General features: G+C 19.6%; 38 protein-coding genes and 3 pseudogenes. 21 read left to right on the top strand and 20 right to left on the bottom strand.

Annotated elements, in window-relative coordinates:
• Positions 1-108: 108 nt before the first annotated feature.
• From ABWV63_RS10745 to ABWV63_RS10735, 3 genes are all read left to right on the top strand, one after another.
• A complete protein-coding gene (locus ABWV63_RS10745; protein ID WP_353305542.1) occupies positions 109-372 on the top strand; it encodes a hypothetical protein in 264 nt (87 codons plus the stop codon).
• Complete coding sequence (locus ABWV63_RS10740; RefSeq protein WP_353306623.1) at positions 315-455, top strand: hypothetical protein; 141 nt, start codon at positions 315-317, stop codon at positions 453-455. Before ABWV63_RS10745 ends, ABWV63_RS10740 begins: the two co-directional genes overlap by 58 nt.
• Before the next feature lie 229 nt (positions 456-684).
• The gene (locus ABWV63_RS10735) at positions 685-960 is read left to right on the top strand and encodes a transposase family protein (protein WP_353307344.1); all 276 of its coding nucleotides are present in this window, start codon (positions 685-687) and stop codon (positions 958-960) included.
• A gap of 182 nt (positions 961-1,142) precedes the next feature.
• Here ABWV63_RS10735 and ABWV63_RS10730 read toward each other — a convergent pair whose 3' ends face one another.
• Complete coding sequence (locus tag ABWV63_RS10730) at positions 1,143-1,391, bottom strand: transposase (RefSeq protein ID WP_353307343.1); 249 nt, start codon at positions 1,389-1,391, stop codon at positions 1,143-1,145.
• A 224-nt stretch (positions 1,392-1,615) separates the two neighbouring features.
• Here ABWV63_RS10730 and ABWV63_RS10725 point away from each other — a divergent pair.
• Positions 1,616-1,930 (top strand): annotated as a pseudogene (locus ABWV63_RS10725) (transposase); the annotation flags it as partial.
• Between the two features lie 6 nt (positions 1,931-1,936).
• Here ABWV63_RS10725 and ABWV63_RS10720 read toward each other — a convergent pair.
• A pseudogene (locus tag ABWV63_RS10720) lies at positions 1,937-3,020 on the bottom strand (IS3 family transposase).
• Between the two features lie 143 nt (positions 3,021-3,163).
• Here ABWV63_RS10720 and ABWV63_RS10715 point away from each other — a divergent pair.
• From ABWV63_RS10715 to ABWV63_RS10700, 4 genes are all read left to right on the top strand, one after another.
• The gene (locus ABWV63_RS10715) at positions 3,164-3,652 is read left to right on the top strand and encodes a hypothetical protein (RefSeq protein ID WP_353307334.1); all 489 of its coding nucleotides are present in this window, start codon (positions 3,164-3,166) and stop codon (positions 3,650-3,652) included.
• Positions 3,653-3,707: 55 nt separating this feature from the next.
• Entirely contained in the window at positions 3,708-3,845 is a 138-nt protein-coding gene (locus tag ABWV63_RS10710; RefSeq protein WP_353307333.1) for a hypothetical protein, read from the top strand.
• Between the two features lie 361 nt (positions 3,846-4,206).
• A complete protein-coding gene (locus tag ABWV63_RS10705; protein ID WP_353307332.1) occupies positions 4,207-4,449 on the top strand; it encodes a hypothetical protein in 243 nt (80 codons plus the stop codon).
• A gap of 91 nt (positions 4,450-4,540) precedes the next feature.
• Complete coding sequence (locus ABWV63_RS10700; RefSeq protein ID WP_353307342.1) at positions 4,541-5,008, top strand: IS630 family transposase; 468 nt, start codon at positions 4,541-4,543, stop codon at positions 5,006-5,008.
• Here the strand turns inward: ABWV63_RS10700 and ABWV63_RS10695 are convergent.
• Together ABWV63_RS10695 and ABWV63_RS10690 are read right to left on the bottom strand one after the other, a co-directional pair.
• A complete protein-coding gene (locus tag ABWV63_RS10695; protein WP_353307331.1) occupies positions 5,005-5,364 on the bottom strand; it encodes a transposase family protein in 360 nt (119 codons plus the stop codon). The genes ABWV63_RS10700 and ABWV63_RS10695 overlap by 4 nt on opposite strands.
• A gap of 271 nt (positions 5,365-5,635) precedes the next feature.
• On the bottom strand, positions 5,636-5,809 hold the full coding sequence (locus tag ABWV63_RS10690; RefSeq protein WP_353305528.1) for a hypothetical protein: 174 nt from the start codon (positions 5,807-5,809) through the stop codon (positions 5,636-5,638).
• 563 nt (positions 5,810-6,372) lie between these two features.
• Here ABWV63_RS10690 and ABWV63_RS10685 point away from each other — a divergent pair.
• The 3 genes from ABWV63_RS10685 (at position 6,373) to ABWV63_RS10675 (ending at position 9,225) form a co-directional block, all read left to right on the top strand.
• Positions 6,373-8,418 (top strand): hypothetical protein, encoded by a 2,046-nt coding sequence (locus tag ABWV63_RS10685; protein ID WP_353307330.1) that lies wholly within the window; start codon positions 6,373-6,375, stop codon positions 8,416-8,418.
• Between the two features lie 199 nt (positions 8,419-8,617).
• Entirely contained in the window at positions 8,618-8,959 is a 342-nt protein-coding gene (locus ABWV63_RS10680; RefSeq protein ID WP_353307329.1) for a transposase family protein, read from the top strand.
• Between the two features lie 11 nt (positions 8,960-8,970).
• Positions 8,971-9,225 carry a transposase family protein gene (locus ABWV63_RS10675; RefSeq protein WP_353307328.1) on the top strand — a complete coding sequence of 85 codons (255 nt, stop codon included), beginning with the start codon at positions 8,971-8,973 and terminating at the stop codon, positions 9,223-9,225.
• A gap of 110 nt (positions 9,226-9,335) precedes the next feature.
• Here the strand turns inward: ABWV63_RS10675 and ABWV63_RS10670 are convergent, their stop codons facing one another.
• Together ABWV63_RS10670 and ABWV63_RS10665 are read right to left on the bottom strand one after the other, a co-directional pair.
• Positions 9,336-9,734 (bottom strand): hypothetical protein, encoded by a 399-nt coding sequence (locus ABWV63_RS10670; protein ID WP_353307327.1) that lies wholly within the window; start codon positions 9,732-9,734, stop codon positions 9,336-9,338.
• A 329-nt stretch (positions 9,735-10,063) separates the two neighbouring features.
• Positions 10,064-10,201, bottom strand: coding sequence for a hypothetical protein (locus ABWV63_RS10665; protein WP_353307326.1), 138 nt, complete (start codon positions 10,199-10,201; stop codon positions 10,064-10,066).
• Positions 10,202-10,299: 98 nt separating this feature from the next.
• On the opposite strand from ABWV63_RS10665, the gene ABWV63_RS10660 reads away from it, so the two are divergent.
• Together ABWV63_RS10660 and ABWV63_RS10655 are read left to right on the top strand one after the other, a co-directional pair.
• Entirely contained in the window at positions 10,300-10,722 is a 423-nt protein-coding gene (locus ABWV63_RS10660; protein ID WP_353307325.1) for a transposase family protein, read from the top strand.
• Between the two features lie 155 nt (positions 10,723-10,877).
• On the top strand, positions 10,878-11,153 hold the full coding sequence (locus tag ABWV63_RS10655) for a transposase family protein (RefSeq protein ID WP_353307341.1): 276 nt from the start codon (positions 10,878-10,880) through the stop codon (positions 11,151-11,153).
• 409 nt (positions 11,154-11,562) lie between these two features.
• On the opposite strand, the gene ABWV63_RS10650 is transcribed toward ABWV63_RS10655, so the two are convergent.
• Complete coding sequence (locus ABWV63_RS10650) at positions 11,563-12,357, bottom strand: hypothetical protein (RefSeq protein ID WP_353307324.1); 795 nt, start codon at positions 12,355-12,357, stop codon at positions 11,563-11,565.
• A gap of 337 nt (positions 12,358-12,694) precedes the next feature.
• Between ABWV63_RS10650 and ABWV63_RS10645 the strand changes: the two genes are divergently transcribed.
• From ABWV63_RS10645 to ABWV63_RS10610, 8 genes are all read left to right on the top strand, one after another.
• Entirely contained in the window at positions 12,695-13,054 is a 360-nt protein-coding gene (locus ABWV63_RS10645; RefSeq protein ID WP_353307323.1) for an IS630 transposase-related protein, read from the top strand.
• Between the two features lie 40 nt (positions 13,055-13,094).
• Entirely contained in the window at positions 13,095-13,322 is a 228-nt protein-coding gene (locus ABWV63_RS10640) for a transposase (RefSeq protein ID WP_353307322.1), read from the top strand.
• Between the two features lie 89 nt (positions 13,323-13,411).
• The gene (locus ABWV63_RS10635) at positions 13,412-13,789 is read left to right on the top strand and encodes a transposase (protein WP_353307321.1); all 378 of its coding nucleotides are present in this window, start codon (positions 13,412-13,414) and stop codon (positions 13,787-13,789) included.
• Between the two features lie 78 nt (positions 13,790-13,867).
• Positions 13,868-14,131, top strand: coding sequence for a transposase family protein (locus tag ABWV63_RS10630; RefSeq protein WP_353307320.1), 264 nt, complete (start codon positions 13,868-13,870; stop codon positions 14,129-14,131).
• Complete coding sequence (locus tag ABWV63_RS10625; RefSeq protein ID WP_353307319.1) at positions 14,092-14,304, top strand: hypothetical protein; 213 nt, start codon at positions 14,092-14,094, stop codon at positions 14,302-14,304. Before ABWV63_RS10630 ends, ABWV63_RS10625 begins: the two co-directional genes overlap by 40 nt.
• A 3-nt stretch (positions 14,305-14,307) precedes the next feature.
• Positions 14,308-14,625, top strand: a complete 318-nt coding sequence (locus ABWV63_RS10620) for a transposase family protein (RefSeq protein ID WP_353307318.1) — start codon at positions 14,308-14,310, stop codon at positions 14,623-14,625.
• 261 nt (positions 14,626-14,886) lie between these two features.
• Positions 14,887-15,624 carry an IS256 family transposase gene (locus ABWV63_RS10615; protein ID WP_353307317.1) on the top strand — a complete coding sequence of 246 codons (738 nt, stop codon included), beginning with the start codon at positions 14,887-14,889 and terminating at the stop codon, positions 15,622-15,624.
• A 42-nt stretch (positions 15,625-15,666) separates the two neighbouring features.
• Positions 15,667-15,798: a hypothetical protein gene (locus ABWV63_RS10610; protein ID WP_338979449.1), complete on the top strand. Its 132-nt coding sequence runs from the start codon at positions 15,667-15,669 to the stop codon at positions 15,796-15,798.
• Between the two features lie 144 nt (positions 15,799-15,942).
• Here the strand turns inward: ABWV63_RS10610 and ABWV63_RS10605 are convergent, their stop codons facing one another.
• The 13 genes and pseudogenes from ABWV63_RS10605 to ABWV63_RS10545 form a co-directional block, all read right to left on the bottom strand.
• Positions 15,943-16,806, bottom strand: coding sequence for a hypothetical protein (locus tag ABWV63_RS10605; protein WP_353307316.1), 864 nt, complete (start codon positions 16,804-16,806; stop codon positions 15,943-15,945).
• A gap of 508 nt (positions 16,807-17,314) precedes the next feature.
• A pseudogene (locus ABWV63_RS10600) lies at positions 17,315-17,473 on the bottom strand (IS3 family transposase); the annotation flags it as partial.
• A 28-nt stretch (positions 17,474-17,501) separates the two neighbouring features.
• Positions 17,502-17,726: a DDE-type integrase/transposase/recombinase gene (locus tag ABWV63_RS10595; protein ID WP_353307340.1), complete on the bottom strand. Its 225-nt coding sequence runs from the start codon at positions 17,724-17,726 to the stop codon at positions 17,502-17,504.
• A gap of 15 nt (positions 17,727-17,741) precedes the next feature.
• The gene (locus ABWV63_RS10590; protein WP_353307315.1) at positions 17,742-17,912 is read right to left on the bottom strand and encodes a hypothetical protein; all 171 of its coding nucleotides are present in this window, start codon (positions 17,910-17,912) and stop codon (positions 17,742-17,744) included.
• 93 nt (positions 17,913-18,005) lie between these two features.
• Entirely contained in the window at positions 18,006-18,137 is a 132-nt protein-coding gene (locus ABWV63_RS10585) for a hypothetical protein (RefSeq protein WP_338979449.1), read from the bottom strand.
• Positions 18,124-18,375, bottom strand: coding sequence for a transposase (locus ABWV63_RS10580; protein ID WP_353307339.1), 252 nt, complete (start codon positions 18,373-18,375; stop codon positions 18,124-18,126). The genes ABWV63_RS10585 and ABWV63_RS10580 overlap by 14 nt, the downstream gene beginning before the upstream one ends.
• Before the next feature lie 434 nt (positions 18,376-18,809).
• Positions 18,810-19,043: a hypothetical protein gene (locus ABWV63_RS10575; protein WP_353305857.1), complete on the bottom strand. Its 234-nt coding sequence runs from the start codon at positions 19,041-19,043 to the stop codon at positions 18,810-18,812.
• A 7-nt stretch (positions 19,044-19,050) separates the two neighbouring features.
• Entirely contained in the window at positions 19,051-19,281 is a 231-nt protein-coding gene (locus tag ABWV63_RS10570) for a hypothetical protein (protein WP_353305844.1), read from the bottom strand.
• Positions 19,224-19,487: a hypothetical protein gene (locus ABWV63_RS10565; protein WP_353305542.1), complete on the bottom strand. Its 264-nt coding sequence runs from the start codon at positions 19,485-19,487 to the stop codon at positions 19,224-19,226. Before ABWV63_RS10565 ends, ABWV63_RS10570 begins: the two co-directional genes overlap by 58 nt.
• A gap of 50 nt (positions 19,488-19,537) precedes the next feature.
• Positions 19,538-19,990, bottom strand: a complete 453-nt coding sequence (locus ABWV63_RS10560; RefSeq protein ID WP_353307338.1) for a transposase — start codon at positions 19,988-19,990, stop codon at positions 19,538-19,540.
• A 141-nt stretch (positions 19,991-20,131) separates the two neighbouring features.
• The gene (locus tag ABWV63_RS10555; protein ID WP_353305744.1) at positions 20,132-20,542 is read right to left on the bottom strand and encodes a transposase family protein; all 411 of its coding nucleotides are present in this window, start codon (positions 20,540-20,542) and stop codon (positions 20,132-20,134) included.
• A 92-nt stretch (positions 20,543-20,634) separates the two neighbouring features.
• Positions 20,635-20,775 (bottom strand): hypothetical protein, encoded by a 141-nt coding sequence (locus ABWV63_RS10550; protein ID WP_353307314.1) that lies wholly within the window; start codon positions 20,773-20,775, stop codon positions 20,635-20,637.
• A gap of 671 nt (positions 20,776-21,446) precedes the next feature.
• Entirely contained in the window at positions 21,447-21,674 is a 228-nt protein-coding gene (locus ABWV63_RS10545) for a hypothetical protein (RefSeq protein ID WP_353307313.1), read from the bottom strand.
• Positions 21,675-21,850: the final 176 nt, after the last annotated feature.

The raw sequence follows: 21,850 nt of genomic DNA, 5'->3' as shown, positions 1-21,850 counted from the left end.
TGGCATATAATAGACATATTCCGTAAATAAATTTTTTAAAAGTCAATTAATAATTTAAAATTTATTTTATAATTTCTTTATTAATAAATTAATAAGGTGTTGATAAAAATGAATTTTGAAAATTTAAAAAAATTAAAAAATGAACAATTTTATAGATATTTTGGTATAAAACGTTTTCATTTTGATGAAATGTTAACAAAATTAATTGAAATAGAAAATTTAAAAAAAACTAAAGGTAGAAAATATAAACTTTCAGTTGAAGAAAGATTGATGATGACTTTAGTATACTGAAAAGAATATTATACTTTTTCCAAATGAGTATTAAATATAAAATGAGTGCATCAAGTTGTTTTCGAAATATTACTTGAGTAGAAAATAAACTTAGTGATGACAAAGATTATCAGTTTTTAAAAACAAAATATAAATCAAAAATTGAGAAAAACAAGAAGATTTAAATGAATTTCAATTTTATTTAATTGATTCAACTGAAATTGAAATTGAAAGACCAACTAAAAAAAACTACAGTTAGAATATTTTTCTGGTAAAAGTTGAATGTTTTCTATAAAATTTCAAATTATATATGACTTTTTTAATAAAAAAATTGTTGATATTTTTGCTGATAATGGAAAAGTACATGATTTTCAAATATTAAAAAATTAAAATCTTGAATTTTCAGAAAAAACAATAATTATTCGTGATTTTGGATATCAAGGAATACAAAATATTTATAAAAATACTATATTACCAATTAAAAAAACTAAAAATAAAAAATTAACTAAACAAGAAAAAATCTACAATAAAATTATTTCAAAAATTAGAATTAAAGTTGAACATGTTTTTGCTGGATTAAAAATATTCAAAATTTTAATAAATAAATGTAGAAAAAGTATATTTAGACTTATGTACTTAAGATTTAACTTACTTTGTGAAATTTTTAATAAAACAAAACCATTAAAATAAAAAAATATTAAAAATATTTTTTTAAAAATTTAAATTTTTATCAAGTTAATATAAAAATAATATTAACAATTTTTGTGTTTGAAATATAAATTTATTTTTAAAGTATTTTTTTAAAAATATTAACTTCTATAATTATTAACACTAAAAAATTTATAAATATTATTATTGACAATTGATTAAATTTATTTACGGAATATGTCTAATGAAAGAACTTGTTGATCAAAACCATCAAATCTTCTTTGTCTTTTTGCAACTATTACTGGCTCAAAATTACTATTACGATCTCGTGGTACATTAATCTCAATTTTACCTTGTTGGGTTATTAATTTTTTTGAATTTATACCATCGCGAGCATTATCACTATTATTATGTTGATTTTTTTCATATCCTAAATAATTTTGCATTTCAGAATTCAACATTTTTTCAACTAATCTTTTTGTTAATTATTTATATAAACCTCCCTCTTTAAAAACTGTTGTTAAATCTTCAGTATTTTCTAGTAATAAATCTACTGCTTTTGATATTGGATCATTATTATTAATATTTTGTTTTTTAGACATACGTAACTCACTCTTTCTAGTTATTTAATTTTATTTACTAGAATTAATTAAACATAGTTTTTTTTGTAAGTTACACAGATTACTAAACATTACCTGTTTATTTTGATTGTATAGTAGTTAAAGTACTACAAGATAAACGCATTATTAACAAATCAGTTTATATAGCACTAGGAGTTGATTTAGAAGGTAAAAAAGATATTTTAGGTTTATTAATTAGTGAAAATGAAGGTTCTAAGTTTTGATTATCTAATTTCACAGAAATGAAAAATCGAGGCTTAAATGATATTCTTATTGTTTGTAGTGACAATTTAACAGGAATGTCAGAAGCAATACAATCAGTTTATCCTAAAACCGAACATCAATTATGCATAGTTCATCAAATTAGAAATAGTTTAAAATTGGAATGGCAACCTTTTTTAGGACTGTTTTTTGGCAGACATTTGTGCTTGGTGTTTTATGGGGGTTAAGTAGTTTAGAGTGCTGTGGATTCTTATGTTGTTGTATCAATTGATATAACCAAATAATTCTAATTTTAATTGGATTAATGATGTAAAATTTTTATCATTAATAAATTCTGTTTTGAAAGTTTTGAAAGTCGCTTCAGCAACAGCGTTATCATAAGGACAACCTTTTTTGCTTAAAGAGCGGGTAATATTGAATGCTAATAAAAGTTTATCAATAGTTTTATTATTAAATTCATTACCGCGATCGCTATGAAATATTTGAATATTTTTTAAACAACGATTTGAGCACATAAATGCTTGATATACTAATGATGCATCTTTTTTAGTACCTACACTATGTCCAATAATTTCGCGATTGTACAGGTCGATTAATAAACAAATATAGTTTCGTTTATCATTAACTTGAACATAATTTAAATCACTAACAATAACTTCATTTTTAAGTCTATTATTAAAGTCTCTATTAACAAGATTAGTAATTTGACTATCATTGACTTTATTATGATAATTTTTGTATGATAATTTAGTGTATTTTGATATTAAATTATGTTTATTCATAATTTTTTTAATTTTTCGTCTTGATAAATTAATTTTCTTTTCTTTTAGAACAACTTTTAATCTTCTTGTTCCATAAGTTTCTTTATTTTCTTTAAAAGCACTAATAACAGCTTCATCATACATATTATTTTGAATTTTATCTTCTTTTTTTTGAAATTAAAATAATATGTTGATTTAGAGATTTTTAAAAAACGACACATTGTACGAATTTTATATTTAACTTTATTTTTAGTAATAATTTCTATTTTCTGCCTATTATTAGTGCTGTTTGCTTTAAAATATCATTTTCCATTCTTAATTGTTTTAATTCTTTTCTTAATTTAATTAATTCATTTTCTTCAACAGAACGGTTATCTTTGGTTTTAAAACTGCCTGAATTAGTAAATTGCTTAATTCAATTATAAGTAGCTGCTCTTGTAACATTGTACTCTTTAGCAAGACAAGACACTGACTTACCAGTTTTATATAAAGCTACTATTTATTTTTTAAATTCATCTGAATATGAGTTAATATTGGCCGTAATTATAATTCCTTTCTTTTAACTAATTTGTTCACTTGTCTACGTAATTAGTACCCAATAAAGTGTAACCCATCCATTTTTTTATTTGAGAGAAAGATTTTATGAATAAAATTATATTTCGACAAATGTATAAAAATACTTATAAAGTAATATTTAAAGAACTAATAGAAACTAAAAAAATGATTGATTTTATAAAAAAATCTAAATTTAAGTGTAACGATAAGGGAGAACCAGAATTTGATGGTCTTGATAAAGAAGCTCTTAAAGAGTTATTTGGTCTTATGTGAAAAGATAAATTAAGTGATGAAAAACAAAAATTTGTTAATTTAGGTGCAAATTATATTAATCAATCACCTATTTTTCAAAATAAAAAACAAGAAAGAAAATTTTTAATTAATAAAAGTAAAATGCTAAATCAAATGAATTTATTATCAAATAAACCTTGTTTAATAACAGAAAAGATTTTTAATCCTAAGTTTATAAATTCAAACGAAACTTTTTCGTTGAATTGTAAAAATGAAATAAATTCTATAGATTTGCAAAATCAGCCTTCAACAAGCAGCGCTAAATCAAACTCAGTAAAAATTTAAATTATTAAGGACTGAATTTATTATGAAAAAGAAAATGAATCCAGAATGAGAAACAATGTTTTTAGAAAAAAAAGAACAAAAAGAAGATAAGACATATTCCGTAAATAAATTTAATCAATTGTCAATAATAATATTTATAAATTTTTTAGTGTTAATAATTATAGAAGTTAATATTTTTAAAAAAATACTTTAAAAATAAATTTATATTTCAAACACAAAAATTGTTAATATTATTTTTATATTAACTTGATAAAAATTTAAATTTTTAAAAAAATATTAAAAATATTTTTTTATTTTAATGGTTTTGTTTTATTAAAAATTTCACAAAGTAAGTTAAATCTTAAGTATAGATAACTAAAGTAATGTTTACTCATAAATAATGTAAAATAATAATATGTAATTTAAACAGTTTTTGAATTTAAAAGCACAATTAATCAATATTTAAAATAGATTAGGAAGATTAAATTATGCCAAAACCATACAGTGAAGACTTACGAAGAAAAGTAATAGAAGCCTATGAAAGTAAAAAAATGAAAATTAAATAAATTTGTAAAGTGTTCAATATTACTAGAAAGACTTTATTCTTATGAAGAAAAATAAAAAAAGAAACTGGGCATATAAAACCAATTTTTAATTATCAAAAAGGACATAGCCACAAAATAAAGGATTTAGATGAATTAAAAAATTATTTAGCGCAAAATAAAGATGTTACATTTCAAAAAGTAATTGAAAAATTTGGTGATATGACTAAAGAAACAGTTTATAACTATTTCAAAAAAACTAAATTATACATATAAAAAAACTTTTCTATATGAACAAAGAGATAAAAACAAACAAGAAGATTTTTTAAAAGAAATAGCTAAAATAATGAATGAAGATTTAGTATAGATTGATGAATCTGGAATTGATGATAATGAATTTTATAAATATGGTTGATCTGAAAAAGGTAAAAGATTATTTGATAATAAACCCGCATATAAAATAAAAAGAATGAGTATAATTTGTTCACTAAATAAAGGTAAATTAAAAGCCCTATGAGCATTTGAAGGACATTGCAACAGTAAAATTTTTGAATCATATGTAAAAAATATACTAATTCCAGTATTAAAGCGTGGACAAATTATAGTTTTAGATAATGCAACGTTTCATAAATCTAAATTAACACAACAATTAATTGAAAATGCTGCATGCAAACTATTATTTCTTCCACCATATTTTTCTAATTTAAATCCAATTGAACATTTTTGATTTGCTATAAAACATAATATAAGAAAAATATTACCAAATTATTGACCAAATATTAAAAAAGCGATTGATTTTGTTTTTCAAGATATGAATAAACATTACTTTAGTTAGCTATACATAAGTCTAAATATACTTTTTCTACATTTATTTATTAAAATTTTTAATCTTTTTAATCAAGCAAAAACATGTTCAAATTTAATTCTAATTTTTGAAATAATTTTATTGTAGATTTTTTCTTGTTTAGTTAATTTTTTATTTTTAGTTTTTTTAATTGGTAATATAGTATTTTTATAAATATTTTGTATTCCTTGATATCCCAAATCACCAATAATTATTGTTTTTTCTGAAAATTCAAGATTTGAATTTTTTAATATTTGAAAATCATGTACTTTTCCATTATCAGCGAAAATATCAACAATTTTTTTATTAAAAAAGTCATATATAATTTGAAATTTTATAGAAAACATTCAACTTTTACCAGAAAAATATTCTAACTGTAGTTTTTTTTAGTTGGTCTTTCAATTTCAATTTCAGTTGAATCAATTAAATAAAATTGAAATTCATTTAAATCTTCTTGTTTTTTATCAATTTTTGATTTATATTTTGTTTTTAAAAACTGATAATCTTTGTCATCACTAAGTTTATTTTCTACTCAAGTAATATTTCGAAAACAACTTTATGCACTCATTTTATATTTAATACTCATTTGGAAAAAAGTATAATATTCTTTTCAGTATACTAAAGTCATCATCAATCTTTCTTCAACTGAAAGTTTATATTTTCTACCTTTAGTTTTTTTAAATTTTCTATTTCAATTAATTTTGTTAACATTTCATCAAAATGAAAACGTTTTATACCAAAATATCTATAAAATTGTTCATTTTTTAATTTTTTTAAATTTTCAAAATTCATTTTTATCAACACCTTATTAATTTATTAATAAAGAAATTATAAAATAAATTTTAAATTATTAATTGACTTTTAAAAAATTTATTTACGGAATATGTCTAAAGATTAAAACAATTAGACAAAAAAATTTTAAATTTTAAAAAAATGGCGTTGGAAATTAATTGAAATAGAAAATAAAATATCAAAAAATATTAAATATTTAACAAGTAGGGCTAAAACAAACTCACCAAAAATGTAAAAAAATGTTGCAATTGCAATATCTTATTATTATCTTTAAATTCAATTTTAAGTAACCAAATTCGCTCATAGACAAACAATTTAAAAATTTATATGATTTAGTATTAAAAAAATAAACAGCCCTAAAAAGGGCTGTTTTAAATTCAATTATTATTAATAATAAGTTGTTTATATAACTTCACTTTTGGGAAATTATTACTCGATATTGACAATGAAATAAAAATTTGATAAAAAATAAGCACAAACTTAATATAAGTTTTAACTTATTACTTTTGTTACTTCAAAGTAAATAAGTTTTTTATTTTTAAAAAATAGAAAAAGTGTGTTTTATGCCTTGAAAAAATATTTTTAAAATAAATAAAAATTATTCTATTAATGATGAAAATTTAGATTCCGTTATTGAAATTTTTGAAGAGTTTTTTAAAGAATACAATGACAAAAATAATTTCTTTTCTAATTCAGAAGATATTGATTTTGATAACCCAAACACATCAGCACAACTAAATCAATTAAAAGAAATTAAAAAAATTGAATTAAATAAATTAATTAATGAATTGAAAAATGATTTAAAATATAATTTTTTTTCTAATTTTTGAGAAAAAAAAGAAAATTTAAAATTAATTAAAAAACTAAAAGATTTTTTAAAATTCGAAATTAACAATAAAACAATTGAACAAAATAATGAATTATTAAAATTAGAACAAAACAAATCATTAATTGAAGTGTCTTCAATTAATAAAAATAATAAAAGAGAAAATAATAACATTATTAATTTTCAAGATTATTTTACTTATTTTACTTTTTTACTTAAAAAGATAAATAATGATATTAATTATTTAAAAGAAATAAATTTAAATTTATCTTTTAATAAAAAAGAATTTTTAAATCAATTACGAGAATTAGAAAATTTAACTAGCAATAAAATTCAAGAATTATATAAAAGAAACGAAAAACTAGAAAATATAAATAAGAACATTTTTGAAAAAATTATTAAAGAAAATATTATAACTCAACTTATTTTATCGTTTTGAGCATTCAGAATGAAAAATAATGATGATAAATATAAATTAGTTTCAGAAAATAAATTTAATAAAAATGAATCTGATGAAAATTATGAATTTTTCTTTAAATTAATAGATTTTATATTTAATGAATATATTAATCAAATAATTAAAAATGAAGAAAAAATATTTGATAATATATTTAAAAAATATGATGATAAAAAGTCATATTTGATAAATGAACAAGATGAATACAATAAAAATATAAAAGAAAATGAAGAAAATATAGATAAATTTAATCAAAAAGTAGATCAGGAAAATGCAAAAATTTTGACAATAAAAAAAGAAAATGAAAATATGGAAAAAATAATTCAAAATTTAAAAAATAGAAAAAAAGATATAAAAAATAAAAGAAAAAATTGTGAACAAGATTGAGAAGAAAATAAAAATAATTTAGAAAATCAAATATGAATTAAAACTACTTTTGATAAAAAAATAACCAAAAAACAATATTTAAATGAAATAGAAACCATAATTAAAAAAAATGAAGACAATATTAAAAAAAATATTAATGAAGTTGAAAAATTAGAAGATAATATTATAAGACATAAAACTGAAATAATTATTAACAATAAAAAACTTAAAAAAATAAAAGAAAAAAATAATAAAATTAAATTTTCTTTTAAAGAAAATAAATATATAATGATGTATGAACTTAAAAAAATAAAAGAAAATTGAATTAAAAATATTAGTGAAAATCAAAAAACTTTTTTTATTTTTTTAAAGAAAATAAATAAGTTAGAAGAAACAAAATTTATTCAATTTATTGAAAATTATTTAAAAAATGAAGAAAATAAAAAAAATATTTTATTATTTAACGAAAATTATAATATTGAAAATAATATCATATCTATTGAAAAACAAAATAATCAAATAAAAGAAAAAATAAAAAAAACGTTTGAAAATATAAAAGAAAATTTTGAACTGAAAGAAAATGAAATAATAGTAAAATTAAATAAAGAAATAATTGGAAATTTTAAAAAAACTATAAACACTATTAATCAATCAGAATTCGTAAATATTGAAACTCAAACTGAAAAAAATCCAGAAAATACAAAAAATAGTTGACAAGAACAAAAATTAAAAAAAATAAAACAAGAAAATGAAATATTAACAAAAAAAATCAGTGAAATAAACAAAATATTTGAAGAAGAAAAAACAGAATTAAAAAATAAAATTGATTATTTAAACGAATCAATCGAAAATGCAGTTGAAATAAATTCAGAAGAAACATGAAATGAAAATATTGTAAAAGTTGAAATTCACAATAATCCAATGTACATTAACTATCAAAATTCACAATCTTCAATGTAATTTTGTAAAAATTTATTATCTACTGGATGAATTTCTGCATAATCAAGTGGCACTTTTTTTCTAATATGTTGAATGTATAAATTTAATCTATAATTATTATTAAGACATATTCCGTAAATAAATTTTTTAAAAGTCAATTAATAATTTAAAATTTATTTTATAATTTATTTATTAATAAATTAATAAGGTGTTGATAAAAATGAATTGTGAAAATTTTAAAAAATTAAAAAATGAACAATTTTATAGATATTTTGGTATAAAACGTTTTCATTTTGATGAAATGTTAACAAAATTAATTGAAATAGAAAATTTAAAAAAAACTAAAGGTAGAAAATATAAACTTTCAGTTGAAGAAAGATTGATGATGACTTTAGTATACTGAAAAGAATATTATACTTTTTTCCAAATGAGTATTAAATATAAAATGAGTGCATCAAGTTTTTTTCGAAATATTACTTGAGCAGAAAATAAACTTAGTGATGACAAAGATTATCAGTTTTTAAAAACAAAATATAAATCAAAAATTGAGAAAAAACAATAATTATTGGTGATTTGGGATATCAAGGAATACAAAATATTTATAAAAATACTATATTACCAATTAAAAAAACTAAAAATAAAAAATTAACTAAACAAGAAAAAATCTACAATAAAATTATTTCAAAAATTAGAATTAAATTTGAACATGTTTTTGCTTGATTAAAAAGATTCAAAATTTTAATAAATAAATGTAGAAAAAGTATATTTAGACTTATGCACTTAAGATTTAACTTACTTTTTGAAATTTTTAATAAAAAAAACCATTAAAATAAAAAAATATTTTTAATATTTTTTTAAAAATATAAATTTTTATCAAGTTAATATAAAAATAATATTAACAATTTTTGGGTAATGTTTAGTAATATTACCAATTATTTTTAAATCGAATTACTTCTTTGTTTTTGGTTATTATTATCATTTTTAATAGAATTCTCTTTCATATTCTTATCAAAAATTATGTTTGCTATTTTTTTATATTTTTCGATGATTTTAGTTTTTATTTGTGATTTTTTGTCATCAAAATGACTAATTTCGCGCATCAAATATTTAATTTTTGTATTATTTTCTTTAATTTTGTGATTTAATTTTTTCTTTTTTAAAAAATTAAATAATCCAAAACTAATTACATTTAAAAAAGTGTATTTTTTGATATCTGATTTTTTATTTAAATTTAATTCTAATTCTTTATGTAGTGGTTCTATTTCTAAAACTATGTTTTTTATTTTTTCATCTAATTTTATAATTTCTTTTTCTAATTCTTTCTTTTTATCTCTCATCTAAACTTTCCTTTCAAAATAAAAACTCAATTACTTTAAAATTAAAGTAGTGAGTTAAAAAAATGTATTAATTTTATATAAATAAATTATACAAAAAAATTTCCTGTATAAAATAAGGAATTAAAATTTTTAAAGGTTATTTGAAATTCGTATTTATATTTAAATTTTATATTCATTTTTTTTAAAATTATTTGTTCTATAAACAAAGAACAGTTTAATTATAACCCTTTTATTTTATTTTTTAAAACTTATTTATGTTAAATATTTTAATTAAAATTATACAAATAAAATTGTTAAATAAACTGCACAATTGTGCAGTTTTAAAAATATTAATATTTACATTTTTTGTGATTTTTACTTGTTGAATCTTTGCTATTTACTTTTGATTTATCTTTTTCAAATCCAAGAGCATTGGTAACTCTTTCTCGTCTTTCTTTCTCTTTACTTTCTCCTCAAGCTTTATTCATTAGACATATTCCGTAAATAAATTTTTTAAAAGTAAATTAATAATTTAAAATTTATTTTATAATTTCTTTATTAATAAATTAATAAGGTGTTGATAAAAATGAATTTTGAAAATTTAAAAAAATTAAAAAATGAACAATTTTATAGATATTTTGGTATAAAATGTTTTCATTTTGATGAAATGTTAACAAAATTAATTGAAATAGAAAATTTAAAAAAAACTAAAGTTAGAAAATATAAACTTTCAGTTGAAGAAAGATTGATGATGACTTTAGTATACTGAAAAGAATATTATACTTTTTTCCAAATGAGTATTAAATATAAAATGAGTGCATCAAGTTGTTTTCTAAATATTACTTGAGTAGAAAATAAACTTAGTGATGACAAAGATTATCAGTTTTTAAAAACAAAATATAAATCAAAAATTGATAAAAAACAAGAATATTTAAATGAATTTCAATTTTATTTAATTGATTCAACTGAAATTGAAATTGAAAGACCAACTAAAAAAAACTACAGTTAGAATATTTTTCTGGTAAAAGTTGAATGTTTTCTATAAAATTTCAAATTATATATGACTTTTTTAATAAAAAAATTGTTGCTATTTTTGCTGATAATGGAAAAGTACATGATTTTCAAATATTAAAAAATTAAAATCTTGAATTTTCAGAAAAAACAATAATTATTGGTGATTTTGGATATCAAGGAATACAAAATATTTATAAAAATACTATATTACCAATTAAAAAAACTAAAAATAAAAAATTAACTAAACAAGAAAAAATCTACAATAAAATTATTTCAAAAATTAGAATTAAATTTGAACATGTTTTTGCTTGATTAAAAATATTCAAAATTTTAATAAATAAATGTAGAAAAAGTATATTTAGACTTATGTACTTAAGATTTAACTTGCTTTGTGAAATTTTTAATAAAACAAAACCATTAAAATAAAAAAATATTAAAAATATTTTTTTAAAAATTTAAATTTTTATGAAGTTAATATAAAAATAATATTAACAATTTTTGTGTTTGAAATATAAATTTATTTTTAAAATATTTTTTTAAAAATATTAACTTCTATAATTATTAACACTAAAAAATTTATAAATATTATTATTGACAATTGATTAAATTTATTTACGGAATATGTCTATTCTATCAGCATTTTTATCATGTGCATCTTTTTTTTCTTGACTTCATTTTTCAGATGGTGTTCATGTCATAATTTACATCTCCTCTCTTTATTACTTTTGAATATTTTTTCTACTGTTAAAATACCCAATAAAAATTATATATTTTTAAAACGAAAAATGTGTAAAAAATCACTATTTTTAAAAATAGTGATTTGAAATAAAATAAATTATAACATGGAATTTGAATGATATATTGTATTTGTTGAAGATTGTAATTCTTGTTGGTTTACTGTATTTCGTATAGATGAATCAAAATCTTGATTATTTTCTAATTGAATACTTAAATTTTCTAGAAGACTGTTTGAATTATGATTTATTGCGTTGTTATTTATTAGTTCTTCGAGATTTTTATTTTTTCTATTGTCAAGTTCTTGTTTTAAAATATCATATTGTGTTTGTAATCTAGTTTCTATTTTATCACTAGTTAAATTTTTAATTATTGATTGATGTTCTTTTTTTTCTTTATCTTTTTTGTCTTCATTTTTGCATAATTTATTATATCATCAAGATTCTACTTTTTTTGTTGCAGGCGAAAATATTGATGTAAATCCTTTAAATATTGTACCAAGTGCAGTAGCAGAGGCGGTAATTGCAATTTTTTCAACTAATAGTAATACCGCTGCGGCAGGTAAAATTGCAGGTACAGCAAAACTAAGAATAGGAGTTAAAATAATAAGAGATAAATAAATTATCGTAATAGTTCATCATATTTTATTTTCACAATTATTTGGTTTTAATTTGAAATCATTTTGTTGTTTTATAAAGTCTTTAGTAGATATTTCAGAAAAAGATATATTTTTTTTATTACTTGAAATTTTCTCAATTAAAGAAAAATAATTTTTATATTTATTAATATTTTCGTATTGTTTGATTTGTTGTCAAATTGTAATTTCATTATTTTCATCATTGTTAAAATATATTATTTTTTCAGAAATTGATTGATTAGCATGTGCAAAAGTCATTATATAACAATAATTATTATCTATTGATAAAATTTCTTCGTAAATCTTTGTAACCTTTTTACTTTCTACTGTTCATTGGTTTTCAATTTCATTATTTAAAAAATTAATATTTTCTAATATTTTTTCTTTAGTTTTTAAATTTAAGTTTTTTTCTTCAAACTTTTGTTGTAAGTATAATCTTTTATTAATTTTATCTTTAAAAGATAATGACGGTATATAGCTAACTAAATTAATGTTTACTCATAAATAATGTAAAATAATAATATGTAATTTAAACAGTTTTTGAATTTAAAAGCGCAATTCAGCAATATTTAAAATAGATTAGGAAGATTAAATGATGTCAAAACCATACAGTGAAGACTTACGAAGAAAAGTAATAGAAGCCTATGAAAGTAAAAACATGAAAATTAAAGAAATTTGTAAAGTGTTCAATATTACTAGAAAGACTTTATTCTTATGAAGAAAAAGAAAAAAAGAAACTGGGCATATAAAACCAATTTTGAATTATCAAAAAGGACATAGCCACAAAATAAAGGATTTAGATGAATTAAAAAATTATTTAGCGCAAAATAAAGATGTTACAGTTCAAAAAGTAATTGAAAAATTTGATGATATGACTAAAGAAACAGTTTATAACTGTTTCAAAAAACTAAATTATACATATAAAAAAAACTTTTCTATATGAACAAAGAGATAAAAATAAACAAGAAGATTTTTTAAAAGAAATAACTAAAATAATGAATGAATATTTAGTATATATTGATGAATCTGGAATTGATGATAATGAATTTTATAAATATGGTTGATCTGAAAAAGGTAAAAGATTATTTGATAATAAACCCGCATATAAAATAAAAAGAATGAGTATAATTCGTTCGCTAAATAAAGGTAAATTAAAAGCCATATGAGTATTTGAATGACATTGCAACAGTAAAATTTTTGAATCATATGTAAAAAATAGGTAATGTTTAGTAATCTGTGTAACTTACAAAAATAACTATGTTTAATTAATTCTAGTAAATAAAATTAAATAAATAGAAAGAGTGAGTTACGTATGTCTAAAAAACAAAATATTAATAATAATGATCCAATATCAAAAGCAGTAGATTTATTATTAGAAAATACTGAAGATTTAACAACATTTTTTAAAGAGGGAGGTTTATATAAAGAATTAACAAAAAGATTAGTTGAAAAAATGTTGAATTCTGAAATGCAAAATTATTTAGGATATGAAAAAAATCAACATAATACTAGTGATAATGCTCGCGATGGTATAAGTTCAAAAAAATTAATAACTCAACAAGGTAAAATTGAGATTAATGTACCACGAGATCGTAATAGTAATTTTGAGCCAGTAATAGTTGCAAAAAGACAAAGAATATTTGATGGTTTTGATCAACAAGTTCTTTCATTAGACATATTCCGTAAATAAATTTTTTAAAATTCAATTAATAATTTAAAATTTATTTTATAATTTCTTTATTAATAAATTAATAAGGTGTTGATAAAAATGAATTTTGAAAATTTAAAAAAATTAAAAAATGAACAATTTTATAGATATTTTGGTATAAAACGTTTTCATTTTGATGAAATGTTAACAAAATTAATTGAAATAGAAAATTTAAAAAAAACTAAAGGTAGAAAATATAAACTTTCAGTTGAAGAAAGATTGATGATGACTTTAGTATACTGAAAAGAATATTATACTTTTTCCAAATTAGTATTAAATATAAAATGAGTGCATCAAGTTGTTTTCGAAATATTACTTGAGTAGAAAATAAACTTAGTGATGACAAAGATTATCAGTTTTTAAAAACAAAATATAAATCAAAAATTGAGAAAAAACAAGAAGATTTAAATGAATTTCAATTTTATTTAATTGATTCAACTGAAATTGAAATTGAAAGACCAACTAAAAAAACTACAGTTAGAATATTTTTCTGGTAAAAGTTGAATGTTTTCTATAAAATTTCAAATTATATATGACTTTTTAATAAAAAAATTGTTGATATTTTTGCTGATAATGGAAAAGTACATGATTTTCAAATATTAAAAAATTCAAATCTTGAATTTTCAGAAAAAACAATAATTATTGGTGATTTGGGATATCAAGGAATACAAAATATTTATAAAAATACTATATTACCAATTAAAAAAACTAAAAATAAAAAATTAACTAAACAAGAAAAAATCTACAATAAAATTATTTCAAAAATTAGAATTAAAGTTGAACATGTTTTTGCTTGATTAAAAGATTCAAAATTTTAATAAATAAATGTAGAAAAAGTATATTTAGACTTATGTACTTAAGATTTAACTTACTTTGTGAAATTTTTAATAAAACAAAACCATTAAAATAAAAAATATTTTTAATATTTTTTAAAAATTTAAATTTTTATCAAGTTAATATAAAAATAATATTAACAATTTTTGTGTTTGAAATATAAATTTATTTTTAAAGTATTTTTTAAAAATATTAACTTCTATAATTATTAACACTAAAAAATTTATAAATATTATTATTGACAATTGATTAAATTTATTTACGGAATATGTCTATTATATGCCAAAGGCATGACTTTATCAGATATTAGAATGCAGTTACAAGAGTTATATCATGGTGCTGATATTAGTGAAAGTGTTATTAGTCAAATTACTGATGATGTTATTGATGATGTTAAAGCATGACAAAATCGGCCATTAGAAATTGTTTATCCGATTGTTTATTTTGATTGTATAGTAGTTAAAGTACGACAAGATAAACGCATTATTAACAAATCAGTTTATATAGCACTAGGATTTGATTTAGAAGGTAAAAAAGATGTTTTAGGTTTATGAATTAGTGAAAATGAAGGTTCTAAGTTTTTATTATCTAATTTCACAGAAATGAAAAATCGAGGCTTAAATGATATTCTTATTGCTTGTAGTGACAATTTAACATGAATGTCAGAAGCAATACAATCGGTTTATCCTAAAACCGAACATCAATTATGCATAGTTCATCAAATTAGAAATAGTTTAAAATATGTTTCATACAAACATAGAAAATCACTAGTTACAGATTTAAAACCAATTTATAGTGCATGTAGTGAAGAACAAGCAATGCAAGCTTTAGAATCTTTTGAAAGTAAATGAAATAAACAATATCCTCAAATTGCTAAATCATGATATAAAAATTGAGATAATTTAATGGTTTTTATTAGTTATCCTGCAGAAATCAAAAGAGTGATTTATACAACAAATGCTATTGAATCTGTTAATAGTTAATTACGAAAAGTTATTAGAAATAAAAAAGTTTTTCCAAATGATATGGCAGTTTTTAAAATATTTTACTTAGCAATTGAAAATATAACAAAAAAATGAACAATGCCCATTCAAAATTGAAATACAGCAATTGCTCATTTTATGATAAAATTTGAAGATAGAATTAATCTAAACTAGTAACTTTGTAAAAAGATACACAGATTTTTAAAAATACTCACATTATTTTATAAAATTTAATAAAAGGTTACTTTAATTGTCCACTTTTCTTGACAAGTTAATAAAAAAAAGATTGCAATTGCAATCTTTTAGAATATTTAATAATTAAGCATAAGGCTCACCACAAGCTAATACATTTATAACTTTTACATTTCCGAATTTTATAGTCAAGTATGCATTTCCAGTTGTAGGATAAGTAGTTATAGGTTTTTGTCCAAAACTATCAGAAGTTCAAATTAATTCTTCTTTAAATGATTTAAAACAATTAACATAATCCCCATAACTTTTTTTCATATCGTCTTTTTTTCAAGGTAAAGAAGTAAGAACATTACCACCCTGCACATATCCTTTCTCTTTACTTAAATCTAAGGTTGTTGTATTAACAACATTTGACATTAAAATTGGAAGACTTAATGTATCATTTTTAAGCGTTTTGATAGTGTAAGATTTTAAAATTTTAGCATTATCTTCATCTTTATCCATAATGTTTACTTGAGAGATTCCATCAGAAACTTTAAAATCAGTTGTCCCACTTTCTTCAATTTTACCTGGATTGTTATTTGTAACTTTGGCAATTAATTTAGTAATAGACGCAACATCAGCATCTGAATAATCTTTACTGTCACTACCAGTTTTGAAACCAAATTCAGATAATAATTTTGTAGCTTCAGAATTTTTTGCTTTAAACTTATCTGCAGCAGAACCTTGAATTAACAATTTATCTTTAAAAAGATTAGCAGTATTTATCTTTGAATTATCAGCAATAATTGATAAAACTTTAGAATTATTATAACCAATAATTTGTTTAATTAAAGTATTTCCTTGTGCATCATATCAATTTAATAATTTTGCAACATCAACATTTATTTTTGGTTCAGGTTCAGTTCCACATGCAACAACTGAACTTGCTGCAACTGTAGTTAAACTAACTGCCCCTAATAATCTTAGTAATGTTTTCATACTTCTCATAATTTATTCCTCCTCTAAATCTAGAAAATTACAATTATTTTTAATGACCAATAAAAAATAAACACTAAAAATAATTTTCTAATATAAATTATATCAACTTTTTGGATTATAGTTGTTTTATTAATTTTTAATCAAATAAATAACGCTTATAGTATAATTTATTATTTATTATCAAAACATAATTTTAAAAATGATAAAATTTAAATGTTAAATATTTAACATTTTCATATTTCTTATATTATGTTTACTGTACAGTACTTCCAAGATCATTGAGTAATATAATTCAAAACCCGAAAAAAACTTTTTTTCGGTTTTTAATAAATTTATTTAGGTTTTTCTCCCTTTATGTACCATTTTAAAAATTAGAAAAATATTAAATATTTTTGTTCATTAGACATATTCTGTAATTAAATTATAGAAAAATGTAATAAAGAATATTTTTTAAAAAAAACAAAAATTGAACTTGTCCAGAAAAGTGGACAATTAAAGTATGGAATGGCAACCTTTTTTAGGACTGTTTTTTGGTAGACATTTGTGCTTGGTATTTTATGGGGGTTAAGTAGTTTAGAGTGCTGTGGATTCTTATGTTGTTGTATCAATTGATATAATCAAATAATTCTAATTTTAATTGGATTAATGATGTAAAATTTTTATCATTAATAAATTCTGTTTTGAAAGTTGCTTCAGCAACAGCGTTATCATAAGGACAACCTTTTTTGGCTTAAAGAGCGGGTAATATTGAAGGCTAATAAAAGTTTATCAATAGTTTTATTATTAAATTCATTACCGCGATCGCTATGAAATATTTGAATATTTTTTAAACAACGATTTGAGCACATAAATGCTTGATATACTAATGATGCATCTTTTTTAGCGCCTACACTATGTCCAATAATTTCGCGATTGTACAGGTCGATTAATAAGCAAATATAGTTTTATTTACCATTAACTTGAACATAAGTTAAATCACTAACAATAACTTTATTTTTAAGCCTATTATTAAAGTCTCTATTAACAAGATTAGTAATTTGACTATCATTGACTTTATTATGATAATTTTTGTATGATAATTTAGTGTATTTTGATATTAAATTATGTTTATTCATAATTTTTTTAATTTTTCGTCTTGATAAATTAATTTTCTTTTCTTTTAGAACAACGAGGCTTTTTAAAAATCTGTGTATCTTTTTACAAAGTTACTAGTTTAGATTAATTCTATCTTCAAATTTTATCATAAAATGAGCAATTGCTGTATTTCAATTTTGAATGGGCATTGTTCATTTTTTTGTTATATTTTCAATTGCTAAGTAAAATATTTTAAAAACTGCCATATCATTTGGAAAAACTTTTTTTATTTCTAATAACTTTTCGTAATTGACTATTAACAGATTCAATATCATTTGTTGTATAAATAACTCTTTTGATTTCTGCAGGATAACTAATAAAAACCATTAAATTATCTCAATTTTTATATCATGATTTAGCAATTTGAGGATATTGTTTATTTCATTTACTTTCAAAAGATTCTAAAGCTTGCATTGCTTGTTCTTCACTACATGCACTGTAAATTGGTTTTAAATCTGTAACTAGTGATTTTCTATGTTTGTATGAAACATATTTTAAACTATAGACATATTCCGTAAATAAATTTAATCAATTGTCAATAATAATATTTATAAATTTTTTAGTGTTAATAATTATAGAAGCTAATATTTTTAAAAAAATACTTTAAAAATAAATTTATATTTCAAACACAAAAATTGTTAATATTATTTTTATATTAACTTGATAAAAATTTAAATTTTTAAAAAAATATTTTTAATATTTTTTTATTTTAATGGTTTTGTTTTATTAAAAATTTCACAAAGTAAGTTAAATCTTAAGTACATAAGTCTAAATATACTTTTTCTACATTTATTTATTAAAATTTTGAATCTTTTTAATCAAGCAAAAACATGTTCAACTTTAATTCTAATTTTTGAAATAATTTTATTGTAGATTTTTTATTGTTTAGTTAATTTTTTATTTTTAGTTTTTTTAATTGGTAATATAGTATTTTTATAAATATTTTGTATTCCTTGATATCCCAAATCACCAATAATTATTGTTTTTTCTGAAAATTCAAGATTTGAATTTTTTAATATTTGAAAATCATGTACTTTTCCATTATCAGCAAAAATATCAACATTTTTTTTATTAAAAAAGTCATATATAATTTGAAATTTTATAGAAAACATTCAACTTTTACCAGAAAAATATTCTAACTGTAGTTTTTTTAGTTGGTCTTTCAATTTCAATTTCAGTTGAATCAATTAAATAAAATTGAAATTCATTTAAATCTTCTTGTTTTTTCTCAATTTTTGATTTATATTTTGTTTTTAAAAACTGATAATCTTTGTCATCACTAAGTTTATTTTCTACTCAAGTAATATTTCGAAAACAACTTGATGCACTCATTTTATATTTAATACTCATTTGGAAAAAGTATAATATTCTTTTCAGTATACTAAAGTCATCATCAATCTTTCTTCAACTGAAAGTTTATATTTTCTACCTTTAGTTTTTTTTAAATTTTCTATTTCAATTAATTTTGTTAACATTTCATCAAAATGAAAACGTTTTATACCAAAATATCTATAAAATTGTTCATTTTTTAATTTTTTTAAATTTTCAAAATTCATTTTTATCAACACCTTATTAATTTATTAATAAAGAAATTATAAAATAAATTTTAAATTATTAATTGACTTTTAAAAAATTTATTTACGGAATATGTCTTATTTCTAATTTGATGAACTATGCATAATTGATGTTCGGTTTTAGGATAAACTGATTGTATTGCTTCTGACATTCCTGTTAAATTGTCACTACAAACAATAAGAATATCATTTAAGCCTCGATTTTTCATTTCTGTGAAATTAGATAATCAAAACTTAGAACCTTCATTTTCACTAATTAATAAACCTAAAATATCTTTTTTACCTTCTAAATCAACTCCTAGTGCTATATAAACTGATTTGTTAATAATGCGTTTATCTTGTCGTACTTTAACTACTATACAATCAAAATAAACAATCGGATAAACACTTTCTAATGGCCGATTTTGTCATGCTTTAACATCATCAATAACATCATCAGTAATTTGACCAATAACACTTTCACTAATATCAGTACCATGATATAACTATTGTAACTGCATTCTAATATCTGATAAAGTCATGTCTTTGGCATATATTAGACATATTCCGTAAATAAATTTAATCAATTGTCAATAATAATATTTATAAATTTTTTAGTGTTAATAATTATAGAAGTTAATATTTTTTTATTTTAATGGTTTTGTTTTATTAAAAATTTCACAAAGTAAGTTAAATCTTAAGTACATAAGTCTAAATATACTTTTTCTACATTTATTTATTAAAATTTTGAATCTTTTTAATCAAGCAAAAACATGTTCAACTTTAATTCTAATTTTTGAAATAATTTTATTGTAGATTTTTTCTTGTTTAGTTAATTTTTTATTTTTAGTTTTTTTAATTGGTAATATAGTATTTTTATAAATATTTTGTATTCCTTGATATCCCAAATCACCAATAATTATTGTTTTTTCTGAAAATTCAAGATTTGAATTTTTTAATATTTGAAAATCATGTACTTTTCCATTATCAGCAAAAATATCAACAATTTTTTTATTAAAAAGTCATATATAATTTGAAATTTTATAGAAAACATTCAACTTTTACCAGAAAAATATTCTAACTGTAGTTTTTTTAGTTGGTCTTTCAATTTCAATTTAAGTTGAATCAATTAAATAAAATTGAAATTCATTTAAATCTTCTTGTTTTTTCTCAATTTTTGATTTATATTTTGTTTTAAAAACTGATAATATTTGTCATCACTAAGTTTATTTTCTACTCAAGTAATATTTCGAAAACAACTTGATGCACTCATTTTATATTTAATACTCATTTGGAAAAAGTATAATATTCTTTTCAGTATACTAAAGTCATCATCAATCTTTCTTCAACTGAAAGTTTATATTTTCTACCTTTAGTTTTTTTTAAATTTTATATTTCAATTAATTTTGTTAACATTTCATCAAAATGAAAACGTTTTATACCAAAATATCTATAAAATTGTTCATTTTTTAATTTTTTTAAATTTTCAAAATTCATTTTTATCAACACCTTATTAATTTATTAATAAAGAAATTATAAAATAAATTTTAAATTATTAATTGACTTTTAAAAAATTTATTTACGGAATATGTCTTATTTATTTAATTTTATTTACTAGAATTAATTAAACATAGTTATTTTTGTAAGTTACACAGATTACTAAAAATTACCCCATATTCTCCTAATTTAAATCCAATTGAACATTTTTGATTTGCTATAAAACATAATATAAGAAAAATATTACCAAATTATTGACCAAATATTAAAAAAGCGATTGATTTTGTTTTTCAAGATATGAGTAAACATTACTTTAGTTAGCTATATCATATTTTAATCATTATCAATATTTTTCAAAATATTTTGTAGTTGTTTATCAGTTAAAATTGTTTTTTCAATTATTTTACTTTTTTGTTTTTTAAAAATGTTTGCTTTCAGCTTTGATTTATCCGCATATACTTTATATTATTTTTTAGTTGGTACTTTTTCTAATTCAGGATTTTGAGCATTAAATTTTTCTAAATCTAAATGCGTATTTAAAATAATTTTGTTATATTTTCTACCAACTTTTATCAATTCATAAGTAAAAATAATATCGGTTTTTGCTAAATCTTTTTTTACTGATTCTAAAATTTTTGATTTTAAATTATTAATTCTTTTAGTGATTGATATAATGGAGTATGATCTTATCATAATAGTATTTCTGATACATATAAATTATTAAAATGAATTGATTATGCTGATTCATGAAATAATTTTACAAAAAAATATCAAACTTTTAATTTTGATGAACACTCAATTCTAAAAGTTTCATTATCAAATGAGAAAAAAATATTGCAAAATTATCAAATCAAACACAAAACGTAAAA

It is taken from the genome of Spiroplasma ixodetis (genome assembly GCF_040369795.1).
GTDB lineage: Bacteria > Bacillota_I > Bacilli_A > Mycoplasmatales > VBWQ01 > Spiroplasma_E > Spiroplasma_E ixodetis_B.
This window is presented reverse-complemented; position numbering and strand designations above follow the sequence as displayed.